The sequence below is a fragment of the Comamonas sp. FG99 genome (assembly GCF_057808605.1).
This window is the reverse complement of record NZ_JBMDII010000023.1, coordinates 73,392-95,243: the sequence shown is the minus strand read 5'-3', so window position 1 is coordinate 95,243 and position 21,852 is coordinate 73,392. Positions and strand designations below refer to the sequence as shown.

Annotated in this window: 21 protein-coding genes; 15 read left to right on the top strand and 6 right to left on the bottom strand. The window is 68.1% G+C overall.

Features of this window, described 5'->3' with window-relative positions:
- The 4 genes from ACODRX_RS16395 to ACODRX_RS16380 form a co-directional block, all read left to right on the top strand.
- Positions 1-1,253: YhdP family phospholipid transporter (locus ACODRX_RS16395; protein WP_488872596.1), on the top strand; the 1,253-nt coding region annotated here is incomplete at its 5' end.
- Positions 1,250-2,065 carry a carbon-nitrogen hydrolase family protein gene (locus tag ACODRX_RS16390; RefSeq protein WP_488872595.1) on the top strand — a complete coding sequence of 272 codons (816 nt, stop codon included), beginning with the start codon at positions 1,250-1,252 and terminating at the stop codon, positions 2,063-2,065. The genes ACODRX_RS16395 and ACODRX_RS16390, both read left to right, overlap by 4 nt.
- On the top strand, positions 2,059-4,107 hold the full coding sequence (locus ACODRX_RS16385; RefSeq protein ID WP_488872594.1) for a sensor histidine kinase: 2,049 nt from the start codon (positions 2,059-2,061) through the stop codon (positions 4,105-4,107). Before ACODRX_RS16390 ends, ACODRX_RS16385 begins: the two co-directional genes overlap by 7 nt.
- The gene (locus tag ACODRX_RS16380; RefSeq protein ID WP_488872593.1) at positions 4,107-4,751 is read left to right on the top strand and encodes a response regulator transcription factor; all 645 of its coding nucleotides are present in this window, start codon (positions 4,107-4,109) and stop codon (positions 4,749-4,751) included. Before ACODRX_RS16385 ends, ACODRX_RS16380 begins: the two co-directional genes overlap by 1 nt.
- 43 nt (positions 4,752-4,794) lie before the next feature.
- Here ACODRX_RS16380 and ACODRX_RS16375 read toward each other — a convergent pair whose 3' ends face one another.
- A complete protein-coding gene (locus ACODRX_RS16375; protein ID WP_488872592.1) occupies positions 4,795-5,442 on the bottom strand; it encodes a YiaD family glycine zipper/OmpA-like lipoprotein in 648 nt (215 codons plus the stop codon).
- A 152-nt stretch (positions 5,443-5,594) separates the two neighbouring features.
- On the bottom strand, positions 5,595-5,723 hold the full coding sequence (locus ACODRX_RS16370; RefSeq protein WP_488872591.1) for a hypothetical protein: 129 nt from the start codon (positions 5,721-5,723) through the stop codon (positions 5,595-5,597).
- Between ACODRX_RS16370 and mltA the strand changes: the two genes are divergently transcribed.
- The gene (gene mltA / locus ACODRX_RS16365; RefSeq protein ID WP_488872590.1) at positions 5,683-6,888 is read left to right on the top strand and encodes a murein transglycosylase A; all 1,206 of its coding nucleotides are present in this window, start codon (positions 5,683-5,685) and stop codon (positions 6,886-6,888) included. The two genes, ACODRX_RS16370 and mltA, sit on opposite strands and share 41 nt — an antisense overlap.
- 19 nt (positions 6,889-6,907) lie before the next feature.
- On the opposite strand, the gene ACODRX_RS16360 is transcribed toward mltA, so the two are convergent.
- Complete coding sequence (locus ACODRX_RS16360) at positions 6,908-7,285, bottom strand: winged helix-turn-helix transcriptional regulator (RefSeq protein WP_488872589.1); 378 nt, start codon at positions 7,283-7,285, stop codon at positions 6,908-6,910.
- Positions 7,286-7,427: 142 nt separating this feature from the next.
- On the opposite strand from ACODRX_RS16360, the gene ACODRX_RS16355 reads away from it, so the two are divergent.
- A complete protein-coding gene (locus ACODRX_RS16355; RefSeq protein WP_488872588.1) occupies positions 7,428-8,435 on the top strand; it encodes a zinc-dependent alcohol dehydrogenase family protein in 1,008 nt (335 codons plus the stop codon).
- Between the two features lie 107 nt (positions 8,436-8,542).
- Here the strand turns inward: ACODRX_RS16355 and ACODRX_RS16350 are convergent, their stop codons facing one another.
- Positions 8,543-9,016 (bottom strand): Lrp/AsnC family transcriptional regulator, encoded by a 474-nt coding sequence (locus ACODRX_RS16350; RefSeq protein WP_488872587.1) that lies wholly within the window; start codon positions 9,014-9,016, stop codon positions 8,543-8,545.
- Positions 9,017-9,218: 202 nt separating this feature from the next.
- Between ACODRX_RS16350 and ACODRX_RS16345 the strand changes: the two genes are divergently transcribed.
- The 4 genes from ACODRX_RS16345 (at position 9,219) to secF (ending at position 16,279) form a co-directional block, all read left to right on the top strand.
- A complete protein-coding gene (locus tag ACODRX_RS16345) occupies positions 9,219-12,809 on the top strand; it encodes an indolepyruvate ferredoxin oxidoreductase family protein (RefSeq protein WP_488872586.1) in 3,591 nt (1,196 codons plus the stop codon).
- A gap of 212 nt (positions 12,810-13,021) precedes the next feature.
- Positions 13,022-13,354, top strand: coding sequence for a preprotein translocase subunit YajC (gene yajC / locus ACODRX_RS16340; protein ID WP_488872585.1), 333 nt, complete (start codon positions 13,022-13,024; stop codon positions 13,352-13,354).
- Positions 13,355-13,419: 65 nt separating this feature from the next.
- Entirely contained in the window at positions 13,420-15,312 is a 1,893-nt protein-coding gene (gene secD / locus ACODRX_RS16335; RefSeq protein WP_488872584.1) for a protein translocase subunit SecD, read from the top strand.
- Positions 15,313-15,328: 16 nt separating this feature from the next.
- Positions 15,329-16,279: a protein translocase subunit SecF gene (secF, locus tag ACODRX_RS16330; RefSeq protein WP_488872583.1), complete on the top strand. Its 951-nt coding sequence runs from the start codon at positions 15,329-15,331 to the stop codon at positions 16,277-16,279.
- Between the two features lie 60 nt (positions 16,280-16,339).
- Here the strand turns inward: secF and dprA are convergent, their stop codons facing one another.
- Together dprA and ACODRX_RS16320 are read right to left on the bottom strand one after the other, a co-directional pair.
- Positions 16,340-17,506 (bottom strand): DNA-processing protein DprA, encoded by a 1,167-nt coding sequence (gene dprA / locus ACODRX_RS16325; protein WP_488872582.1) that lies wholly within the window; start codon positions 17,504-17,506, stop codon positions 16,340-16,342.
- Positions 17,507-17,508: 2 nt separating this feature from the next.
- On the bottom strand, positions 17,509-18,465 hold the full coding sequence (locus ACODRX_RS16320; protein ID WP_488872581.1) for a LysM peptidoglycan-binding domain-containing protein: 957 nt from the start codon (positions 18,463-18,465) through the stop codon (positions 17,509-17,511).
- Between the two features lie 188 nt (positions 18,466-18,653).
- Here ACODRX_RS16320 and def point away from each other — a divergent pair, with 188 nt between their 5' ends.
- Genes def through ACODRX_RS16295 form a run of 5 tightly spaced genes read left to right on the top strand, consistent with a single transcriptional unit; the run spans position 18,654 to position 21,841 of the window.
- Positions 18,654-19,169, top strand: a complete 516-nt coding sequence (def, locus tag ACODRX_RS16315) for a peptide deformylase (RefSeq protein ID WP_488872580.1) — start codon at positions 18,654-18,656, stop codon at positions 19,167-19,169.
- A gap of 3 nt (positions 19,170-19,172) precedes the next feature.
- The gene (locus tag ACODRX_RS16310; RefSeq protein WP_488872579.1) at positions 19,173-19,673 is read left to right on the top strand and encodes a hypothetical protein; all 501 of its coding nucleotides are present in this window, start codon (positions 19,173-19,175) and stop codon (positions 19,671-19,673) included.
- Positions 19,674-19,707: 34 nt separating this feature from the next.
- A complete protein-coding gene (gene fmt, locus ACODRX_RS16305; RefSeq protein WP_488872578.1) occupies positions 19,708-20,691 on the top strand; it encodes a methionyl-tRNA formyltransferase in 984 nt (327 codons plus the stop codon).
- Entirely contained in the window at positions 20,688-21,512 is an 825-nt protein-coding gene (locus ACODRX_RS16300; protein WP_488872577.1) for an AzlC family ABC transporter permease, read from the top strand. Before fmt ends, ACODRX_RS16300 begins: the two co-directional genes overlap by 4 nt.
- Positions 21,509-21,841, top strand: a complete 333-nt coding sequence (locus ACODRX_RS16295) for an AzlD domain-containing protein (protein ID WP_488872576.1) — start codon at positions 21,509-21,511, stop codon at positions 21,839-21,841. Before ACODRX_RS16300 ends, ACODRX_RS16295 begins: the two co-directional genes overlap by 4 nt.
- Positions 21,842-21,852: the final 11 nt, after the last annotated feature.

Here is a 21,852-nt window from a genome sequence, read left to right as displayed (position 1 = left end):
CCCCCCCCCCCCCCCCGTCCGCGCAGGCTCGGCCGCAGGCGGTGGCCGAGGCGCCCTGGATGGACTACCTGCCCAGCCGCTGGGATGTGGAGCTGGGCCAGCTGCGCTACCAGTCACTGGACCTGGCCCAGCTGCAGCTGCGCGGCAGCCGCAGCGGCAGGCGCTGGATGAGCCAGCTCAGCTCCAGCCTGGCCGATGGCACGCTGGAATACCAGCACGAGGCCGGCGGCCCGGGCAAGATCATTGCGCGGCTGACGCAATTGCGCATCCAGGCGGACGAGGCCGATGCGCCCGACGCCGAAGCGCCGCGCGAGCCCGGCCGCGAGCCGCAGCGGCTGCCGGCGCTCGACGTGGTGGTCGACGACCTGCGCTGGCATGGGCATGCGGCCGGCCGGCTGGCGCTGCAGGCCGTCAACCAGGGCAGCGCGGCGCGGCCCTGGTGGCATCTGACCAGCTTCAACATCCAGAACGACGATGCCAGCCTGCAGGCCAGCGGCGACTGGGGCCGTCCTGCCGCAGCGGCCGGCCCGGTGCAGGGTGATGGGCCGCGGCGCACCCAGCTGGAGATGCGCCTTGCGCTGCGCGACAGCGGCGCGCTGCTGGCGCGGCTGGGCATGCCCGGCGTGGTGCGCCAGGGCAAGGGCCAGCTCACCGGCACGCTGGGCTGGATGGGCAGCCCGTTCAACCCCGACTACCGCAGCATGGACGGCCACCTGAACATGGACATGGGCCAGGGCCAGTTCCTGAAGGCCGAGCCGGGCCTGGCCAAGCTACTCGGCGTGCTGAGCCTGCAGTCGCTGCCGCGCCGGCTGACGCTGGACTTCAAGGACGTGTTCAGCTCCGGCTTCGCATTCGACTTCGTGCGCGGCGACGTGCAGATCGCTGCCGGCGTGGCCGCCACCAACAATTTGCAGATGAAGGGCGTGAGCGCCGCGGTGCTGCTGGAGGGCAAGGCCTTCCTGCAAAACGAGACCCAGCAGCTGCATGTGGTGGTGATCCCCGAGATCAATGCGATGACGGCCTCGCTGGTGGCCACCGCCATCAACCCGGTGATCGGCCTGGGCAGCTTCCTGGCGCAGGCCTTCCTGCGCGGGCCGCTGATGCAGGCCGCCACACAGGAGTTTTCCATCACCGGCTCCTGGAGCAACCCCGAGGTCGAGCGCCTGGCGCGCGGCAGCAGGAAAACCGTGGAGCGGGCCGCCGATAATCAGGTGCTCGAACCAGCATCAGCATCCCCGGGGAGCACACCATGAAAGCAGCCGCCATCCAGATGGTCTCGGCCACCAGCTGGCCGCACAACCGCGACCAGGCCCTGGGCCTGCTGCAAGAGGCGGCCGATGCCGGCGCCGAGCTGGCGGTGCTGCCCGAGTATTTCTGCGCCATGGGGCGGCGCGACACCGACAAGCTGGCGCTGGCCGAGCAGCCGGGCCGCGGGCCGGTGCAGGATTTCCTGGCCGGGGCCGCGCAGCGCCTGGGCCTGTGGCTGGTCGGCGGCACCTTGCCGATGGCCGGCCCCGATGCCCAGCATGTCTACAACAGCAACTGCGTCTACGGCCCCGGCGGGCAATGCGTGGCGCGCTACGACAAGATCCATCTGTTCCGCTATGCGAACGAGCGCGAGGCCTATGACGAAAGCCGGGTGATCGCGGCCGGGCGCGAGCCGGTGCAGTTCGAGCTGGCCAGCCGTGACGGGCAGCGCTGGCGCGTTGGCCTGTCGGTGTGCTACGACCTGCGCTTTCCCGAGCTGTACCGCCGGCACGCCGCGGCCGGCGCGCATTTGCTGCTGGTGCCCAGCGCTTTCACCTACACCACCGGCCAGGCGCACTGGGAGCTGCTGCTGCGCGCGCGCGCCGTCGAGAACCTGGCCTTCGTGCTGGCCGCGGCGCAGGGCGGCGAGCATGAGAATGGCCGCCGCACCTGGGGCCACAGCATGGCGGTGCACCCCTGGGGCCAGGTGCTGGCGCAGCAGGCGCAAGGCCCAGGCGTGGTGCTGGCGGAGCTCGATTTCGCGGCCCTGGCGCAGGCGCGCGAACAATTGCCGGCCCTGCAGCACCGCGTATGCTGAAGGCGCTGGAGGGAGTGGCGGCCTGGGGCGCGCGCCACTGGCACCAGGCCTGGCGCCGCTGGTCGCTGTGGCTGGCGCTGGTGGTGCTGGTGCTGGGCACGCTGGTCACCCAGGTCTGGCTCACCGGGCGCTACGAGGTCTCGCAGGTGCAGCAGCGGCTGGACCGCGACGTGGCCGATGCGGTGGCCGACATCCGTGAGGCCTTTGCCCGCAACGCGGTGCAGCTGCACGCGCTGTACCGGCCCGATGGCGACGTGATGGCCTGGGGCGTGGATGCGGCCGACATGCTGCGCAGCCACCGCGAGCTGGCGCACCTCGAATGGCGCACCCCGCGCCAGCGCATCGTGGCGATGGAGGAGACGCCGTACCTGAACCTGCAGTGGCAGACGGTGGACCGCACCGACCCCAACTCCGACAGCAACACCGCCTGCGTGCGCGCACAGCGCTCGGGCGCGCCCTCGTACTCGGGCAGCTATTTCCTCTCGCTGGGCAACGGCACCGGCGCCGAGCTGCTGGAGCTGTGCGTGCCGGTGGCCAGCAACGGCCAGCTGCACGGTTTCGTCGTGGCCACCTATGTGCTGCAGAACGTGCTCACCGACCTGGTCAGCGACAACCTGCGCCGCAACCACGAGATCTCGTTCACCGAGCCCGACGGCACGCGGCTGGCCAGCCTCAGCACCACGCGGCGCGGCACCCGCGTGTTCACCTCGCAGCAGCTGGTGGACCTGCCCGGCACCACGCTGGTGCTGCGCGTGGACAGCTGGCATGCGGCCCCCAACCTGTTTCCCAATGTGCTCACCGCGCTGGTGGCGGTGATGTCGATCGCGCTGGTCACCGTGCTGGTGGTGCTGGTGCGCGACAACCGCCGCCGCCTCAAGGCCGAGCGCGACCTGGGCGATGCGCTGGCCTTTCGCAAGGCCATGGAGGACTCGCTGGTCACCGGGCTGCGCGCGCGCGACCTGCGCGGCCAGACCACCTATGTGAACCCCGCGTTCTGCGACATGGTGGGACTGTCGGCCGAGGAGATTCTGGAGCAGCACATCCCTGCGCGCTACTGGCCGCCCGAGCAGGTGAACGAGTACCTGCAGCGCCACCGCACGCGCTACACCGACCTGGAGCCGCCGCGCGAGCGCTACGAATCGGTATTCATGCGCCAGGACGGCACGCGCTTTCCGGTGCTGATCTTCGAGGCGCCGCTGATCACCGCCACCGGCCAGCACACCGGCTGGATGAGCGCGGTGGTGGACATCAGCGAGCAGCGCCGCGTCGAGGAGCTCTCGCGCGCCCAGCAGGAGCGGCTGCAGGCCTCGGCCCGCCTGGCCATGGTGGGCGAGATGGCCTCGCTGCTCAGCCACGAGCTGAACCAGCCGCTGGCGGTGATCGCCAGCTACGCCACCGGCACGCTCAACCTGCTGCCGGCCGGCGCCGACGAACAGGCCCTGGTGCACAACCTGCCCGACGTGCGCATGGCCATCGAGCGCATCGCCCAGCAGGCCGAGCGCGCGGGCAAGGTCATCAAGAGCGTGCACGATTTCGTGCGCCGGCGCGGCCAGTCGCGCGAGTCGGTGCCGCCGCAGCAGTTGATCGATGCGATACTGCCGCTGGTGCGGCTGCAGGCGCAGAAGCTGCACGTCGACGTGGTGGTCGATGTCGCCGCCGATGTGCCGCCGGTGTACTGCGACCGCACCATGGTCGAGCAGGTGCTGCTGAACCTGAGCCGCAACGGCATGCAGGCGATGGACGTGCCCGACTGCAGCGAGCGCCGGCTGCGGCTGGCGGTGCGCCGCGCATCCAGCGCGGCGAGCAAGGCCTGGGTGGAGTTCGTGGTGCAAGACAGCGGCGAGGGTATTCCGGCCGACGTGGAAAAACGCCTGTTCACCCCCTTCTTCACCACCAAGGAGGAGGGCATGGGCCTGGGTTTGAGCCTGTGCCGCACCGTGGTGGAGCAGCACGGCGGGTACCTCAGTTACCGCAGCAACGAGCCGCGCGGCACCGTGTTCAGCTTTACCATGCCTGCCTGGCGCAATGATTCTGGAGAGTGATGTCCCTTTTGAACGCAACCGTATATATCGTGGACGACGACGCCGGCGTGCGCGAGGCGCTGGCCTGGCTGCTGCGCTCTCGGCGGCTGCTGAGCGAGAGCTTCGATTCGGCCGAGGCCTTCGAGGCGATGCTGGCCGCGCGCTGCAGTCCGCAGCGCGATCCGGCCTGCGTGCTGCTCGACGTGCGCATGCCCGGCATGAGCGGGCTGGCGCTGTTCGAGCGCATGGCCGGGCGCGGCGACATCGCCGGCCTGCCGGTGATCTTCCTGACCGGCCATGCCGACGTGCCGACCGCGGTGGCCACCGTCAAGCGCGGTGCCTTCGACTTCTGCGAAAAACCGTTTTCCGACAATGCCCTGGTCGACCGGGTGGAACAGGCGCTGGCCGCGTCGGCGGCCTTTCTGGCCGGCATGCGCGAGCAGGCGCAGGTGCGCTCGCGCGTGGACGAGCTGACCGAGCGCGAGCAGGCGGTGATGCGCCTGGTGATCGATGGCCTGCCCAACAAGCTCATCGCCGACCAGCTGGCGATCAGCGTGCGCACGGTCGAGGTGCACCGCGCGCGCGTGTTCGACAAGATGCAGGTCAAGTCCGCGGTGGAGCTGGCCAACCTGCTGCGCGATATCCAGTATGGCGTTGAGCGTTGAGCGTTTTGCGGATTACACGCTCAACGCAAAACGCTCAACCTTCTCAAGAGGGCTTGACCTCGCCCACGAAGATTTCCACGCGGCGGTTGCGGGCACGGCCCTCGGCCGTGTCGTTGGTGGCGATGGGCTGGCGCGAACCCATGCCCTCGACCTGCACGCGCGCGCCGCTCACGCCACGCGCCGTCAGGTAGTTGCGCGTGCTCTCGGCGCGCTGCAGCGACAGCGGGTTGTTGATCGCGTCGCTGCCGGTGCTGTCGGTGTGGCCGATGATGCGCACCTGCGCATTCGGGTTGTTGCGCAGGCCTTCGGCGAAGCGGTCCAGGATGGGCGCGAAATTGCCCTGGATGTCGGCACGGTTGGTCTGGAACGAGATGTCGCTCGGGATGTCGAGCTTGAGCTGGTTGTCGGCAGTCTGCGTCACCACCACGCCGGTGCCGGCGGTGGCCTGCTGCATTTCCTGCTTCTGCTTTTCCATGTGCTGCGACCAGATGTAGCTGCCCAGCGCGCCCACGCCGGCGCCGATCACCGCGCCGGTGCCGGCATGGCCGCCGGCGATGGCGCCCACGGCCGCGCCGCCCAGCGCACCCACACCCGCGCCGGTGGCGGTGCGGCGCTGCGTGTCGGACATGTTGGCGCAGCCGCTCAGCACGGCGATGCTGGCTACGGTGCAGATCAGGATTTTCTTGCTCATGACTCACTCCTCTTGAAAAGCAATAACGGAATCGACCGAATCGGTCCGTACGGCTTTGGATTGTGAACAGCGGCCACGGCGAATGCCAGCGCTAATGCTTAATAATGGTAAAAAACGCCGAACAAGCGGCCCAGTCCTACGCGCTGGTAGGCCTATTCATTCGGCGGCTCGTCTTCTTTGCGTACGATTTCACCTTTTTTCCGCCCGGCAAACATGGTCCACCAGACGATAGCCACCAGTATGGCCAAGGCCAGCAGCGCTTCCAAAAGAATCAAAACCATGGTCTCTCTACGCAATGCGGGGATGGCGCTGATTGTAGGCATCCTCTCGGCCTGCTCCAGCACGCATGTGCCGCTGCCGCCGCCGTCCGGGCCGCTGCCGCCGGTCTCGGGCAGCATCGAGGTGGTGCCGCCCGATGCGAACGAGCCGCTGCCGCCGCCCATCCAGCAGCTCAAGAGCCGCTGGATTGCAGTGCACTGGTCGTCCGTGCCGGGCGTGGACGGCGATGCGCTGCACGAGGCCTGGAACGCCTGGATCAAGAGCTGCGGCCGCCCGGTGGCGCCGTTCGCCGCGCTGTGCTCGGAGGTGCGGCGCATGAGCCTGGCCACCGACCAGGAGCAGAAGGCCTGGCTGATGGCGCGCTTCCAGCCCTACCGCATCGAGTCGCTGGACGGCAACCCCGACGGCATGCTGACCAGCTATTTCGAGCCCATGCTGGACGGCAGCCGCCTGCCGGGCAACGGTTTTGCCATCCCGATCTACCGCGCGCCGGCCAGCCTGGGCAGCAGGAAGCCCTGGTTCACGCGCCAGCAGATCGAGACGCTGCCGCAGGTGCAGGCCGAGCTGCAGGACAAGGTGATCGCCTGGGTCAACGACCCGGTGGACGCGATGATCCTGCACATCCAGGGTTCGGGCCGCATCCGCATCACCGAGCCCGACGGCTCGCAGCGCCTGATCCGCGTGGCCTATGCCGCCACCAATGACCAGCCTTACCGCAGCATCGGCAAGTGGCTGCTCGACCAGGGCCTGATCCGCGATGCCACCTGGCCCGGCATCAAGGCCTGGATCGCGCAGAACCCGGGCCGCATCAACGAGCTGATGTGGAGCAACCCGCGCTACGTGTTCTTCCGCGAGGAGCCGCTGGTGGGCATGGACGCCGAGTTCGGCCCCAACGGCGCGCAGGGCGTGCCGCTCACGCCCGGCCGCTCCATCGCGGTCGACCGCCAGAGCATTCCCTACGGCACGCCGGTGTGGCTGGCCTCGCCCGGCCCGACCGCGCAGCTCAGCCGCCTGGTGCTGGCGCAGGACACGGGCAGCGCCATCGTCGGCGCGGTGCGCGCCGACTACTTCGCCGGCTGGGGCCACGAGGCCGGCGATTTCGCCGGGCGCGTGAAGCAGCCGCTGCGGCTGTGGGCCTTGTGGCCGCGCAAGACAGCGCTGCGCTGAAGCCCCCTCGGGCCGGATCTCAGGCCGACTTTCTGGCCGGCTCCGGTAGGCAGCTGGCCGGCATCTCTTGCTGCAGGTGGCGGCTGGCATAGGCCGTGCCCCAGTCGCGCATGGCGATCAGCACCGGCTGCAGCGAGCGGCCCAGCTCGGTCAGCGCGTAGTCCACGCGCGGCGGCACCTCGGCATGGACGGTGCGCTGCACGATGCCGGCCTCTTCGAGCTCGCGCAGCTGCAGCGTCAGCATGCGCTGGGTGATGCCGCCTATGGTGCGGCTCAGCTCGCTGAAGCGCTTCTTGCCGTGCAGCAGGTGGAACAGGATGATGGGCTTCCAGGTGCCGCCCATCACCGACAGCGTCACCTCCACCGCGCAGCCGCTCTTGCTGTTCAGACGTTTCATAGGCCTGGACTCTAATTCAATCCCCGTGCGAGCCCAATACTTACATTTTTAATACTAGGCCACAAATATGTTGGTTCTGGCACAGATCACCCTTTGAATGCACCATGCACGGCATCCGTTTTTCTTCAAGCAAGGAGTCGCCATGAAAGCCATTCAACTGCAGCAACCCGGTGGCCTGGACCACCTGCGCCTGGCCGATCTGCCCGCGCCCGGCGCGCCCCGCGCCGGTGAGATCCAGGTGCGCATCCATGCCAGCTCGCTCAACTACCACGACCTGGGCGTGGTGCTGGGCCGCGCCGGCGCGGCCGACGGCCGCATCCCCATGGCCGACGGCGCCGGCGTGGTCACCGCGGTGGGCGAGGGCGTGGCGGAGTTCGCCGTGGGCGATGCGGTGGTGTCCTGCTTCTTTCCGCAATGGCAGTCGGGCGGCAAGGTGCCTTTCGATTTCAAGCTCGTGCCCGGCGATGGCGTGGACGGTTTCGCCCGCGAGCGGGTCAACCTGCCGGCCACGGCTTTCACCCATGCGCCCCGGGGCTACAGCCACGAAGAGGCCGCCACGCTGACCACCGCGGGCCTCACCGCCTGGCGCGCGCTGGTGGTGGATGCCCGGATCCAGCCGGGCGACACGGTGCTGGTGCTGGGCACCGGCGGCGTCTCGATCTTCGCGCTGCAGATGGCCAGGAGCATGGGCGCGCGCGTCATCGCCACCACCTCCAGCGGCGCGAAGGCCGAGCAGCTGCGGGCGCTGGGCGCCGATGTGGTGATCAACTACCGCGACACCCCCGAATGGGGCGAAGCGGTGCTGGCCGCCACCGGCGGGGGCGGCGCCGACATCGTGGTCGAGGTTGGCGGCCCCGGCACCTTGCCCCAGTCCATCCGCGCCTGCGCGCCGGGCGGCCATATTGCGCTGATCGGCGTGCTCACCGGCTTTGCCGGCGATGTGCCGACGGTGGAGCTGATGCGCAAGCAGCAGACGCTCAAGGGCCTGATCGTCGGCAGCCGCGAACAGCAGCAGGAGATGGTGCGCGCGCTGGAGCAGTTCGCCTGGCGCCCGGTGATCGACAGCAGCTACCCGCTGGAGCAGATCGGCGCCGCCTTTGCGCACCAGCAGGCAGCCCGGCACTTCGGCAAGATCTGCCTGAGCTATTGATAAAAAAGAGAGCTGCAAGCGCTTTATATATATTGATTTCAATGTGTTTTGTATTTGAAATTCAATATTGGCAAGCGCGTGCAGCTATTGTTTTATGAGGCAGGCCGCTACTGCAAGTGCTTGAGCGGCAGCGCGCCGCTGGCCTTGACTTCGCCCAGCGAGAAGCTGGTGTGCACATCCTTCACGTTCGGCAGGTGCAGCAGCACATTGCGCACGAAGAGCGAGAAGCTGTCGAGGTCGGGCGCCACCACCTGCAGCTCGAAGGTGCCGGTGCCACTGATGTAGTGGCAGGAGGTGACCTCGGGCAGCTGGCGGATCGCGTCCTCCATCTTCTGCGTGATGCCGGCGGTGTTCTGCGCCGCATCCAGGCGCACGAAGGCCAGCACGCCCAGGCCGATCTTGTGGCGGTCGATCTCCGCGTGGTAGCCCTTGATGAAGCCCGACTGCTCCAGCGCCCGCACGCGCCGCCAGCATGGCGCGGCCGACAGGCCCACGCGCTGGGCCAGCTCGGCATTGGTCAAACGCGCGTCCTGCTGCAAGGCTTCGAGGATGGCGAGGTCGTATTTGTCAAGACTGTTCATTTTTAGGGTTTATGTAGCAAGATTCTTTCAAATACTAGCGGAAACACGGCAATAAAAAGAATACTTTATTCCATTGCCCCGGCATACACTGCAAAATCAGAACCTGGCGCCCGGAGTGGAACATGCCCCGGGCCCGGGTATCCAACAGCAAGAAGCGGCCGGCGATCCTGGCCGCCATCCTCCCCACGATGGAGACTGCACGATGAATGCCTCACTGCCCGCCCACATCCGCAAGGCGCTGGAGACCGTCAGCCTGGATGACAAATATGCACTGGACCATGGCCGTGCCTTCATGAGCGGCGTGCAGGCCCTGGTGCGCCTGCCCATGCTGCAGCGCCAGCGCGATGCGCTGCAGGGCCTGAACACGGCGGGTTTCATCAGCGGCTACCGCGGCTCGCCGCTGGGCGGCTACGACCAGGCGCTGTGGGCCGCCAAGAAGTACCTGAAGGAAAACCACATCGAGTTCCAGCCCGGCGTCAACGAAGAGCTGGGCGCCACCGCGGTATGGGGCTCGCAGCAGCTCGACCTGTACCCGGAGCGCAAGAAGTTCGACGGCGTGTTCGGCATCTGGTATGGCAAGGGCCCGGGCGTGGACCGCAGCGTGGACGTGTTCAAGCACGCCAACATGGCGGGCACGGCCAGGCACGGCGGCGTGATCGCGCTGGCGGGCGACGACCACATCAGCAAAAGTTCCACCGCGGCGCACCAGAGCGACCACATCTTCAAGGCCGTGGGCTCGCCGGTGTTCTTTCCGTCCAGCGTGCAGGACATCCTGGACATGGGCCTGCACGCCTTCGCGCTGAGCCGCTTCGCCGGCGTGTGGTCGGGCATGAAGACCATCCAGGAGATCGTCGAATCCTCGGCCAGCATCTCGGTCGATCCCGACCGGGTGAACATCGTCATCCCCGAGGATTTCGAGATGCCGCCCGGCGGCCTGCACATCCGCTGGCCCGATCCGCCGCTGGAGCAGGAAGCGCGGTTGATGGACTACAAGTGGTATGCCGCGCTGGCCTACGTGCGCGCCAACAAGCTCAACCACAACGTGATCGCCACGCCGCATGACCGCTTCGGCATCATCGCCAGCGGCAAGGCCTTCAACGACACGCGCCAGGCGCTGGCCGACCTGGGCCTGTCGGACGATATCTGCCGCCAGCTCGGCATCCGCCTGCACAAGGTCAACGTGGTGTGGCCGCTGGAGGCCTCCATCACCCGCGACTTCGCGATGGGCCTGCAGGAGATCCTGGTGGTCGAGGAAAAGCGCCAGGTGATCGAATACCAGCTCAAGGAAGAGCTGTACAACTGGCGCTCGGACGTGCGCCCCAACGTGCTGGGCAAGTTCGACGAGCAGGAGGGCGACAACTCCGGCGGCGAATGGTCCATGCCCAACCCCAGCAAGAACTGGCTGCTGCGCCCGAAGGCCGACCTGACGCCGGCCATCATCGCCCGCGCCATCGCCAAGCGGCTGAAGAAGCTGGGCGTGCCCGGCGACATCGTGGCGCGCATGGACGAGCGCCTGGCGGTGCTCGATGCGCGCGAGCGCGGCATCGCCGAGCTCAAGTCCGATTCCGGCGACCGCGTGCCGTGGTTTTGCAGCGGCTGCCCGCACAACACCAGCACCCGCGTGCCCGAGGGCAGCCGCGCGGTGGCCGGCATCGGCTGCCATTACATGGTCAACTGGATGCCCGAGCGCCGCACCTCCACCTTCACCCAGATGGGCGGCGAGGGCGCGACCTGGGTGGGCCAGGCGCCGTTCACCAAGGACGAGCACATCTTCGCCAACCTGGGCGACGGCACCTACTTCCACAGCGGCCTGCTGGCGATACGCCAGAGCATCGCGGCCGGCGTGAACATCACCTACAAGCTGCTGTACAACGACGCGGTGGCCATGACCGGCGGCCAGCGCGTGGGCGAGCGGCCCGAGGGCCACTCGGTGCTGCAGATCATGAACAGCCTCAAGTCCGAGGGCGTGGCCAAGCTGGTGATCGTGACCGACGAGCCGCAGAAATACGCCGGCGTGCCGCTGGCCGAGGGCGTGACCGTGCACCACCGCGACGAGCTCGACCGCATCCAGCGCGAGTTCCGCGAGCTCAAGGGCACCACGGCCATCATCTACGACCAGACCTGCGCCACCGAAAAACGCCGCCGCCGCAAGCGCGGCACCCTGGCCACGCCGGACAAGACGGTCCTCATCAACGAGGCGGTGTGCGAGGGCTGCGGCGACTGCTCCAGCCAATCCAACTGCCTGTCGGTCGAGCCGCTGGAGACCGAGTTCGGCCGCAAGCGGCGCATCAACCAGAGCACCTGCAACAAGGACTACTCCTGCCTGAACGGCTTTTGCCCGAGCTTCGTCACCATCGAGGGCGGCAAGCTGAAGAAGGCCAGGCAGGAAAAGAAGGGCGACCTCGCCAGCATGCCCGCGCTGCCCGAGCCGGTGCTGCCGGCGGCCGAGCAGGCCTGGGGCATCGTGGTGGCCGGCGTGGGCGGCACCGGCGTGATCACCATCGGCTCGCTGCTGGGCATGGCCGCGCACCTCGAAGGCAAGGGCGTGGTCACCCAGGATGCGGCCGGCCTGGCGCAAAAGGGCGGCTCCACCTGGAGCCATGTGCAGATCGCCAACACCCCCGAGGCCATCTACACCACCAAGGTCGATACCGCCAAGGCCAACCTTATCATCGGCTGCGACCCCATCGTGGCCGCCACCAAGACCACGCTGGCCGCGATGCAGCAGGGCCGCACTTTCGTGGCGCTGAACACGCACAACACGCCGACCGCCGCGTTCGTGACCAACCCCGACTGGCAATTCCCCGAGGCCAGCTGCGAGGCCGCCATCATCGCCGCGGTGGGCCAGGGCGGCGTGGGCATGTTCGACGCCGAGCGCATCGCCACGCAGGCGCTGGGCGACAGCATCTACACCAACCCGCTGATCCTCGGCTACGCCTGGCAAAAGGGCATGATCCCGCTGAGCCATGCGGCGCTGATGCGCGCGATGGAGCTCAACGGCGTGCAGGTGGACAACAACCAGGCCGCGTTCGAATGGGGCCGCCACTGCGCCCACGACATGGCCCATGTGCAGTCGCTGTTCCAGGCCGCGCAGGTGATCCAGCTGGTCAAGAAGCCTTCGCTGGCCGAGCTGGTGGGCAAGCGCGTCGCCTTCCTCACCGACTACCAGGACGCGGCCTATGCCGCCGAATACCAAGCCTTTGTCGAGCAGGTGCAGGCCGCGGAAGCCAAGCTTGGCAACAGCACCCGGCTGTCGCAGGCGGTGGCGCGCTACCTGTTCAAGCTCATGGCCTACAAGGATGAGTACGAGGTGGCCCGGCTGCATACGCAAAAGGAATTCACCGACCGGATCGCGTCGATGTTCGAAGGCGACTACCGCATCGTCCACCACCTGGCGCCGCCGCTGACCGCGAAGAAGAACGACAAGGGCGAGCTGATCAAGCAGGCCTACGGTCCCTGGATGCGCAAGGCCTTCGGCTTCATGGCCGGCCTCAAGGGCCTGCGCGGCGGCGTGTTCGACCTCTTCGGCCGCACCGAGGAGCGCAGGATGGAGCGCGCGCTGATCGCCGAATACCGCAGCTGCATCGAAGAGCTGCTGGCCCGGCTGGAGGCCGGCAATCTGGCGCTGGCGGTGGAGATCGCCTCGATCCCCGAGGACATCCGCGGCTTTGGCCATGTGAAGGAGCGCCACCTGCAGGCCGCCCGCGCCAAATGGGCGCGGCTGATGGCGCAATGGCGCCAGGGCGGCGCGGCGCAGCAGCCCGCGGCAAGCCGCCTCGCAGCCACGGTATAGCCGGAGCAATGGCCGGCGCAATCGCCGGCTCCAGGCCGCCAGCCATTGCGCTGGCGGCTTTGTTGTTGTTGGTAGTGCTTTGAAAACAGGGCAAAAACCGGCGCCGGCATGGGTTTTGCCTCCGGCCGGCCCGCATGTGAGGCCCTACAATGCACTCCTTTGGCGGCCCGGCGTGGCCGCCATGTACATCCATTCCCTTGTTGGAGTCTCTCTTGTTCATTTCCTCTGCATTTGCACAGACCGCCCCCGCCGCCGCTGCCAGTGGCGGGATGATGTCCTCGCTCACCAGCATGCTGCCGCTGGTGCTGATGTTCGTGGTGCTGTACTTCCTGATGATCCGTCCGCAGATGAAGCGCCAAAAGGAACACCGCGCCATGATCGAGGCCCTGGCCAAGGGCGACGAAGTGGCGACTGCCGGCGGCCTGATCGGCCGCGTGACTGGCATGGCCGAGCAGTTCCTGCAGGTGGAAGTGGCCAGCGGCGTGGTGGTGCAGGTCCAGCGCAGCGCCGTCACCCAGGTGCTGCCCAAGGGCACGATGAAGTAATTGGGATGGACAAGGGGCGTGGCCATGCGGGCACGCCCTTTTTTGCGTAAGGCTACAGCGCGATCATGAACCGTTATCCGGTCTGGAAGTACGCGATCATCGTGATCGCGCTTCTGGTGGGGATTATCTATACCCTGCCGAACTTTTTTGGAGAGGCGCCTGCGGTGCAGGTCGCCTCGGTCAAGTCCACCGTGGTGGTGGACACCGCGCTCGAAAAGCGCGTGGAAGGCGTGCTCAAGGATGCGGGCGTGCAGCAGACCGGCATGGTGCTTGAGAATGGCTCGATCCGCCTGCGCTTCGAGACCGAGGACGAGCAGCTCAAGGCCAAGGGCGTGCTGGAGAAGGCGCTCATCCCCGATGCCGCCGACCCCTCGTACATCGTGGCGCTGAACCTGATCTCGCGCTCGCCGGCCTGGCTGACCGCGCTGCACGCCAAGCCCATGTACCTGGGCCTGGACCTGCGCGGCGGCGTGCACTTCACCATGCAGGTGGACATGCAGGCGGCCATCACCAAGCGCATCGACACGCTGGTCAGCGACCTGCGCCTGGCGCTGCGCGACAAGAAGATCCGCCATGGCGGCGTGAACCGCGAAGGCCAGTCGCTCGAAGTGCGCGTGCAGGACGAAGCCACCGCCACCGCGGTGCGCAACCTGATCACCGACACCATGCCCGACCTGCAGTCCAGCGTGGACAGCGCCGGCACGATCTACACCGTGCATGCCTCCATCAAGCCCGAGTCGCTGCGCAAGGTGCAGGAGCAGGCGCTCAAGCAGAACATCACCACCTTGCACAACCGCATCAACGAGCTCGGCGTGGCCGAGCCGGTGATCCAGCAGCAGGGGCTGGACCGCATCGTGGTGCAGTTGCCGGGCGTGCAGGACCCGGCGCAGGCCAAGGACATCCTGGGCCGCACCGCGACGCTGGAAGTGCGCATGGTGGACGAAAGCGCCGAGGCGCGCTCCGCCGAGCTGGGCTCGGGCGCGGTGCCCTTCGGCTCCGAGAAGTACAACGACACCAACGGCCAGCCCCTGATCGTCAAGAAGCAGGTGGTGCTGACCGGCGAGAACCTCAACGACGCCCAGCCCGGCTTCGACAGCCAGACCCAGGAGCCGACGGTGAACCTGACGCTGGATGGCAAGGGCGCGCTGATCTTCAAGGACGTGACCCGCGAGAACATCGGCAAGCGCATGGCCATCCTGCTGTTCGAGAAGGGCAAGGGCCAGGTGGTGACGGCGCCGGTGATCCGCTCCGAGATCGGTGGCGGCCGCGTGCAGATCTCGGGCCGCATGAGCACCAAGGAAGCCAGCGACACCGCGCTGCTGCTGCGCGCCGGCTCGCTGGCCGCGCCGATGGAGATCATCGAGGAATACACCATCGGCCCCAGCATGGGCAAGGAAAACGTCGAGGCCGGCATCCACAGCGTGGTCGGCGGCCTGATCGCGGTGGCGGCCTTCATGTGCCTGTACTACATGATCTTCGGCGTGATCTCGACCATCGCGCTGATCGTGAACCTGCTGCTGCTGCTGGCCATCCTGTCGATGCTGCAGGCCACGCTCACGCTGCCGGGCATCGCCGCCATGGCGCTGGCGCTGGGTGTGGCGATCGACTCGAACGTGCTGATCAACGAGCGCGTGCGCGAGGAGCTGCGCGCTGGCGCTTCGCCGCAGGCAGCCATCCATGCCGGCTACGAACATGCCTGGCACACCATTCTCGACTCCAACGTCACCACGCTGATCGTCGGCCTGGCGCTGCTGGCATTTGGCTCCGGTCCGGTGCGCGGCTTTGCCGTGGTGCACTGCATCGGCATCCTGACCAGCATGTTCTCGGCCGTGTTCTTCTCGCGCGGCCTGGTCAACCTGTGGTACGGCCGGCGCAAGAAGCTCAAGAGCGTGTCCATCGGCCAGGTCTGGAAGCCCGAGGGCGACGAGCACCGCTCGGTGGCAGCGGTCAAGAAGTAAAGAAGGGAGCCGCACCATGGAATTTTTCCGAATCAAGCGGGATATCCCGTTCATGAAGCATGCGTTGATCTTCAACGCCATCTCCTTCATCACCTTCGCGCTGGCCGTGTTCTTCCTGGTCACCCGCGGCCTGCACCTGTCGGTGGAATTCACCGGCGGCACCGTGATGCAGGTGGCCTACCAGCAGCCGGCCGACGTGGGCAAGATCCGCACGCAGGTCGCCAGCCTGGGCTACCAGGACGTGCTGGTGCAGAACGTGGGCAGCGCCGACCGGGTGATGATCCGCCTGCCCTCCGAAAAGGGCGTGACCTCGTCGCAGCAAAGCGAGAAAGTCATGGGCGCGCTGAAGGCGGCCGACCCCGCGGTCACGCTGCAGCGCAGCGAATTCGTCGGCCCCTCGGTGGGCGACGAGCTGGTGCACGGCGGCCTGATGGCGCTGGGCATGGTGGTGCTGGGCATCGCGGTGTACCTGGCGATCCGCTTCGAATGGAAGTTCGGCGTGGCGGCCATCATCGCGAACCTGCACGACGTGGTGATCATCCTTGGCTTCTTCGCCTTCTTCCAGTGGGAGTTCTCGCTGTCGGTGCTGGCGGCCATCCTGGCGGTGCTGGGCTACTCGGTGAACGAGTCGGTGGTGATCTTCGACCGGATCCGCGAGGCCTTCCGCAAGTTCCGCAAGCTCTCCACCTCGGAGGTGATCGACCACGCCATCACCTCGACCATGAGCCGCACCATCATCACCCACGCCTCGACCGAGGCGATGGTGCTGTCGATGTTCTTCTTCGGCGGCCCCAGCCTGCACTATTTCGCACTGGCGCTGACCATCGGCATCCTGTTCGGCATCTACTCCTCGGTCTTCGTGGCCGCCGCCATCGCAATGTGGCTGGGCGTCAAGCGCGAGGACCTGGTCAAGTCCGTCAAGAAGGACCTGGACCCGAACGATCCCAACGCGGGGGCGACGGTCTGAGAACGTAAACACGTTCTGAGCGCTCCGGGCCGCTGCCGTTGCTGCGGCGGCCCTTGAAAATCAAGCCTGCCCCAGGCGCTGGAACCAGCCACCGGGCATGCGCGCCACCAGGCCCTGCAATTCCAGCTCCAGCAGCTGCGCCTGCAGGTGTGCCGTGTCCAGGCCGGTGCGCGCGCCCAGCTCGTCCAGATGCACCGCCTCGTAGCCCATTTGCGCCAGCAGCTCGCCGGCGGGCTGCGGCGGCGCCGATGTCGGCGTGGCGGGTGGCGCTGGCCGCGGCGGGCTGGCGGGCGCGGCCAGCTCTTCGAGGATGTCGTCCACCCGCTCCACCAGCTTTGCGCCCTGGCGGATCAGCGCATGGCAGCCGCGCGACTGCGGCGCATGGATGGAGCCGGGCACGGCGAACACCTCGCGCCCCTGCTCACTGGCCAGGCGCGCGGTGACCAGCGAGCCCGACTCGGTGGCGGCCTCGATCACCAGGGTGCCCTGCGCCAGCCCGGAGATGATGCGGTTGCGGCGCGGAAAATTGGCGCCCAGCGGCAGCGTGCCCAGCGGGTATTCGCTGACGATCAACCCCTCGGCCGCGACGCGCTGGGCCAGCGCATGGTTGGCGCGCGGGTAGACGCGGTCCAGCCCGGTGCCGACCACGGCAATGGTGCAGGGAGCCTGGGCGCCGGCATGTTCGAGCGCGCCCTCGTGCGCGGCCGCGTCTATGCCCAGCGCCAGGCCCGAGATGATGCCAAAGCCCCGCGCGGCCAGCTCGCGCGCGAAGGCCTGGGCGTTCTGCCGGCCCTGCGGCGTGGGGTTGCGGCTGCCGACAATGGCCAGGGCCGGCGCGGGCCAGGCGCGCAGGCGCGGGGCCGCGCCCGCGCCGCTGAAGCAGCGCTCGGCGCCCAGCAGGTAGAGCAGCACCGGCGGGTCGGCGGTCTCCAGCAGCAGCGCCGGGTAGTCTGGATCGCCCAGCGTCACGATGTGGCGGCGCAAGCCCGGCGGCGCGCCGTCGGCCAGCCAGTGCGTGGTGCGCTCGAGCAGCGGCGCCAGGCCCTCGGGTGGCTGCAGCAGCGCCTGGGCCACGGCCGGCGAGACGCAGTGCTCCAGGTTGGCGGCGGATTGGGCAAAGACTGCGCCGGGCAGCCCGAAGCGCGCCAGCAGGCGCCGCGCCGTGCCGCTGCCGACACCTGGAGTCGCCAGCAGGCGCAGCCAGTCTTGCAATTCATCGGGTGCCATGTTCAGGGCCTGTCGTGGGGCGAAACCAGCGCATCGCCGGTGCGCACACCTGTGCGAGTATCGAGGATCAGCGCGTAGGCGACGTGGTCGAAGATGCGGAACACCATGGCCAGGCCGTTGTACTCGCTGGGCAGCTGGATGGCGCTCTTGCGGGCATCGCTCCGGTCCTGCATGCGCGCGCCGCGGCTCACCAGGTGCAGGACATGGCCGGGTTCGAGGCCGTGGCGCCTGCCCCGGTTGATCGCGATCACCTGGTTGCTGGCCGCCAGGCCCGGCGTGTCGCTGCCATAGACCGACACCACGCTGGCCCGCATGCCGGCGTGCGGCGCGCGCGCTGCGTAGCGGGGAAAGTCGTTGCTCGGCATGGGCAGCAGCCGGTCGCCGATGCGGATCTCCGACCTGGCGGACACCAGCTCCAGCGTCGCCGGCACGGGTTCGATGGTGCGCCGGCCATTCGCATGGAACGCGCTGAGCGTGGACTCGCCGCGCAGCAGCCGGGCTTTGCCCAGGTACTGGGCTTCGTGGCCCAGGATGGCGCCGCTCTCCGGGTCCTTCAGCGGCACGGCCTGGCGGAAGATGCGGTACAGCTTGGGCCCGCCGGGCGTGCGCAGCGCCGGGCCGGCGCTGCTGCGGGCATAGACGAGGTCGCCCGCCGACAGCAGCGTGCGCGTGTGCGCGGCGGCCACCAGGCGCGGTGCGCGTTCGATCTCGGCCTCGGTGAGCACCTCGGGCTCGGCCATGAAGGTGTCGATCAGCTGCTGGCTGAGCATGGGCAGGGCAGGCTCGGCCAGGCCGAGCACCCGGGCCTGCGGCGATACCTGGATTGCCGCGCCGGCATCCGCTGGCGCGGCCGGATGCCCGGCGGCGGCCTGGACGCAGGCGCCCAGCAGCAGCCAGGCCGCGATGCGCGCGCCGGCGCGCGCGGCTATGCCCCTGGTGGGCGACAACGGTGCCTGCATGGCGAAAACTCCCTCTCTCTGGAGCCGGTGCTGCGCCTGGATAGGTATGGTTTAGTGGCGTCGGCAACGAATCGTTGGTATGGTCGTGGATTCTCGGTCCAAGCCCTTGATCGATCAATGATTATTGCAAGGCCGGCCAGCGCCGGCCGGCGAAAGTAGCGAAAATAGCGCCATTCACGGATTCCGCCATGCCCATTTTGCCCATTCTTTGCTATCCCGATCCTCGTCTGTTCAAAGTCGCCAAACCCGTGGCGGCGGTGGATGAGCGCGTGCGGGCGCTGGTCAAGGACATGTTCGCCACCATGTACGATGCCAACGGCGTGGGCCTGGCGGCCACGCAGGTGGATGTGCACGAGCGCATCATCGTGGCCGACGTCTCGGAGGAGCGCGACCAGCCCTTCGTGCTGATCAATCCCGAGCTGCTGTGGGCCAGCGACGAAAAGCAGGTCGGCGACGAGGGCTGCCTGTCGGTGCCCGGCATCTACGACGGCGTGGAGCGCTCGGTGGCCGTCAAGGTCAGGGCGCTCGACGAGCACGGCCAGGAGCGCGTGATCGAGGCCGAGGGCTTCAAGGCCATCTGCATCCAGCACGAGATGGACCACCTGATGGGCAAGGTCTTCGTCGAATACTTGTCGCCGCTCAAGAAGAACCGTATCAAGACCAAGCTGCTCAAGCAGCAAAAGCGCGAGCTCGCAAAGGCCTGAGCCATGGCAGCGAATCTATTGCGCGCAACGGTGGCCCTGGCCCTCGGGCTGGCGGCGCTGCTTGCGGGCTGCGCCTATCCCACGCAATTCAAGCCCGGCGATTCCGCGGCGCAGGTGCAGGCCAAGCTCGGGCCGCCGGCGGCCACGGTGCCGCTGCCCGGCGGCGGCCAGCGCCTGACCTACTCCACCCAGCCCATGGGGCGCGAGGCCTTCCAGCTGAGCTTCGACCAGGGCGGCCGTCTGGTGAAGACCGAGCAGGTGCTCACCGCCGAGCGCTTTGGCGCCATCCCGCTGGGCCATTACACCGTGCAGCAGCTGCTGCAGGACTTTGGGCCGCCGATGGAGATCACCGGCGTGTACAGCTTCGACGGCAAGGTCTACAGCTACCGCCTGTGGCAGGACAACATCAAGCGCCTGGCCCATGTGCATGTGGATCGCCAGGGCGTGGCGCGCAAGCTGATGTTCACCGACGAGCCCATGCCCGAGCCGCCCGATCCGCGATGAGCGGCGCTTCTTTCCCTGTTCTTTTGCTGTTGACATGAGAGTCGTCTTTGCCGGCACGCCGGACTTCGCCCGTGTGGCCCTGCAGCGCCTGCTGGCCGCCGGATTCGAGATTGCGCTGGTGCTGACCCAGCCCGACCGGCCCGCCGGCCGCGGCATGAAGCTGCAGGCCTCGGCCGTCAAGCAGTGCGCGCAGGAGCACGGCATCGCGGTGCAGCAGCCACGCAGCCTGCGCCTCGATGGCAAGTACCCCGATGAGGCGGCGGCCGCCAAGGCCGCCATCGAGGCGGCGCAGGCCGACGTCATGGTGGTGGCGGCCTACGGCCTGATCCTGCCCCAATGGGTTTTGGATGTGCCGCCCAAGGGCTGTCTCAACATCCACGCCAGCCTGCTGCCGCGCTGGCGCGGCGCGGCGCCCATCCACCGCGCCATCGAGGCCGGCGATGCCGAGACCGGCGTGACCATCATGCAGATGGATGCGGGCCTCGATACCGGCGACATGCTGCTGCTCGAAAAGCTCGCCATCGCAGCGCACGACACCACCGCATCGCTGCACGACCGGCTCGCCGAGCTGGGCGGGCGGCTGATCGTCGAAGCGCTGGAGGTCGCCGCCTGCGGCGGCCTGCAGCGCACGCCGCAGCCGAGCGAGGGCGTGAGCTACGCGCACAAGATAGAAAAAGCCGAGAGCACGGTGGACTGGAGCCAGGGCGCGGCGCAGATCGGCGCGCGCATCCGGGCCTTCAACCCGTTCCCGGGGGCCTCGACCGAGGCGAATGGCGAAACCATCAAGCTCTGGGACTATGCCCCGCTGCAAGAGGGCGATGGCGGCCTGCCCGCGGGCGGCGCGCAGCCCGGCCAGATCCTGTCGGTGGGCGAGCAGGGTGTCACCGTGGCCTGCGGCGACGGCGCGCTGCGGCTCACGCAATTGCAGCGCGCCGGCGGCAAGCGCCTGCCGGCGGCTGATTTCCTGCGCGGCTTTCCCCTGGCCGCCGGCATGCGCCTGGGCTGCGCCCCGGCATGAGCTGGCAGGCGCTGCGGCGTGCCACCCAGCACCTGAGCTTTCGCGCCGGCGCGGCCGACATGGCGGGCACCGCGGTGGGCATCGCGGCCTGGGCGCTGGTCACCGGCGTGGCCATGGTCAAGACCGGGCTGTCGGTGCCGGTGGCCATCTTCATGACACTCACCGTCTATGCCGGCAGCGCCCAGCTGGCGGTGCTGCCGCTGATGACGGCGGGCGCGCCGCTGTGGGTGGTCTGGTTCGCTGCCGCCTGCGTGAACCTGCGCTTCGTGATCCTCTCCAGCATGTGGCGCACGTATTTTGCCCACCTGCCACTGCGCCATCGGCTGGCCATCGGCTACTTCAGCGGCGATGTGATCTTCGTCGCCTTCATGAAGCGTTACCACGCGCCGGTGGCCAAGCCGCAGCAGATCTATTTCTTCTGGGGCGCGGCGCTGACCAACTTCCTGGTCTGGCAGGCGTTCTCCATCGCCGGCATTTTGCTGGCCAACGTGGTGCCGCTGTCGTGGGGCCTGGGCTTTGCCGGCGTGCTGGCGCTGATGGGGGTGCTGTACTCCATGCTGTTCGACCGCGCCTCGCACGCCGCCGCGCTGGTTGCCGCGGCGGCGGCCGTGGCGGCCTACGGGCTGCCGCTCAAGCTCAACATCCTGGTGGCCATCGTCTGCGCGGTGGCCGTGGGGCTCTTGATGGAGATGGCCGCGCATCCCGGGCGCAAGCCCAAGGTGGTGGTCATCCCCAAGAGCGGCTCGCTGCCTTCGCCCGGGCCCGAGCGCCCCAGCGGCGAAAGCAGCGAGGTGCCGCTGCGCGAGGAGCACTGGCGATGAGCGAGGAGCTGTGGCAGATCATCGCCATCGCCGGGCTGACGGCGATCACCGTGGTCACCCGCGCGTTCTTCATGATCCCGGAGCGCGAGCTGCCCATGCCGGACTGGCTCAAGCGCGGCCTCAAGTACGCACCGCTGGCGGCGCTCACCGCGGTGATCGCGCCCGAGGTGCTGATGAGCCAGGGCCAGCTGATCTCCACGCTGGCCGATGCGCGCCTGCCCGCGGTGCTGGGCGCCAGCTGGTACTACTTCAAGCGGCGCGGCATCCTCGGCACCATCGTGGTGGGCATGGCGATATACCTGCCACTGCATATTGGCCTGGGTTGGTAGTTAAAATTGAT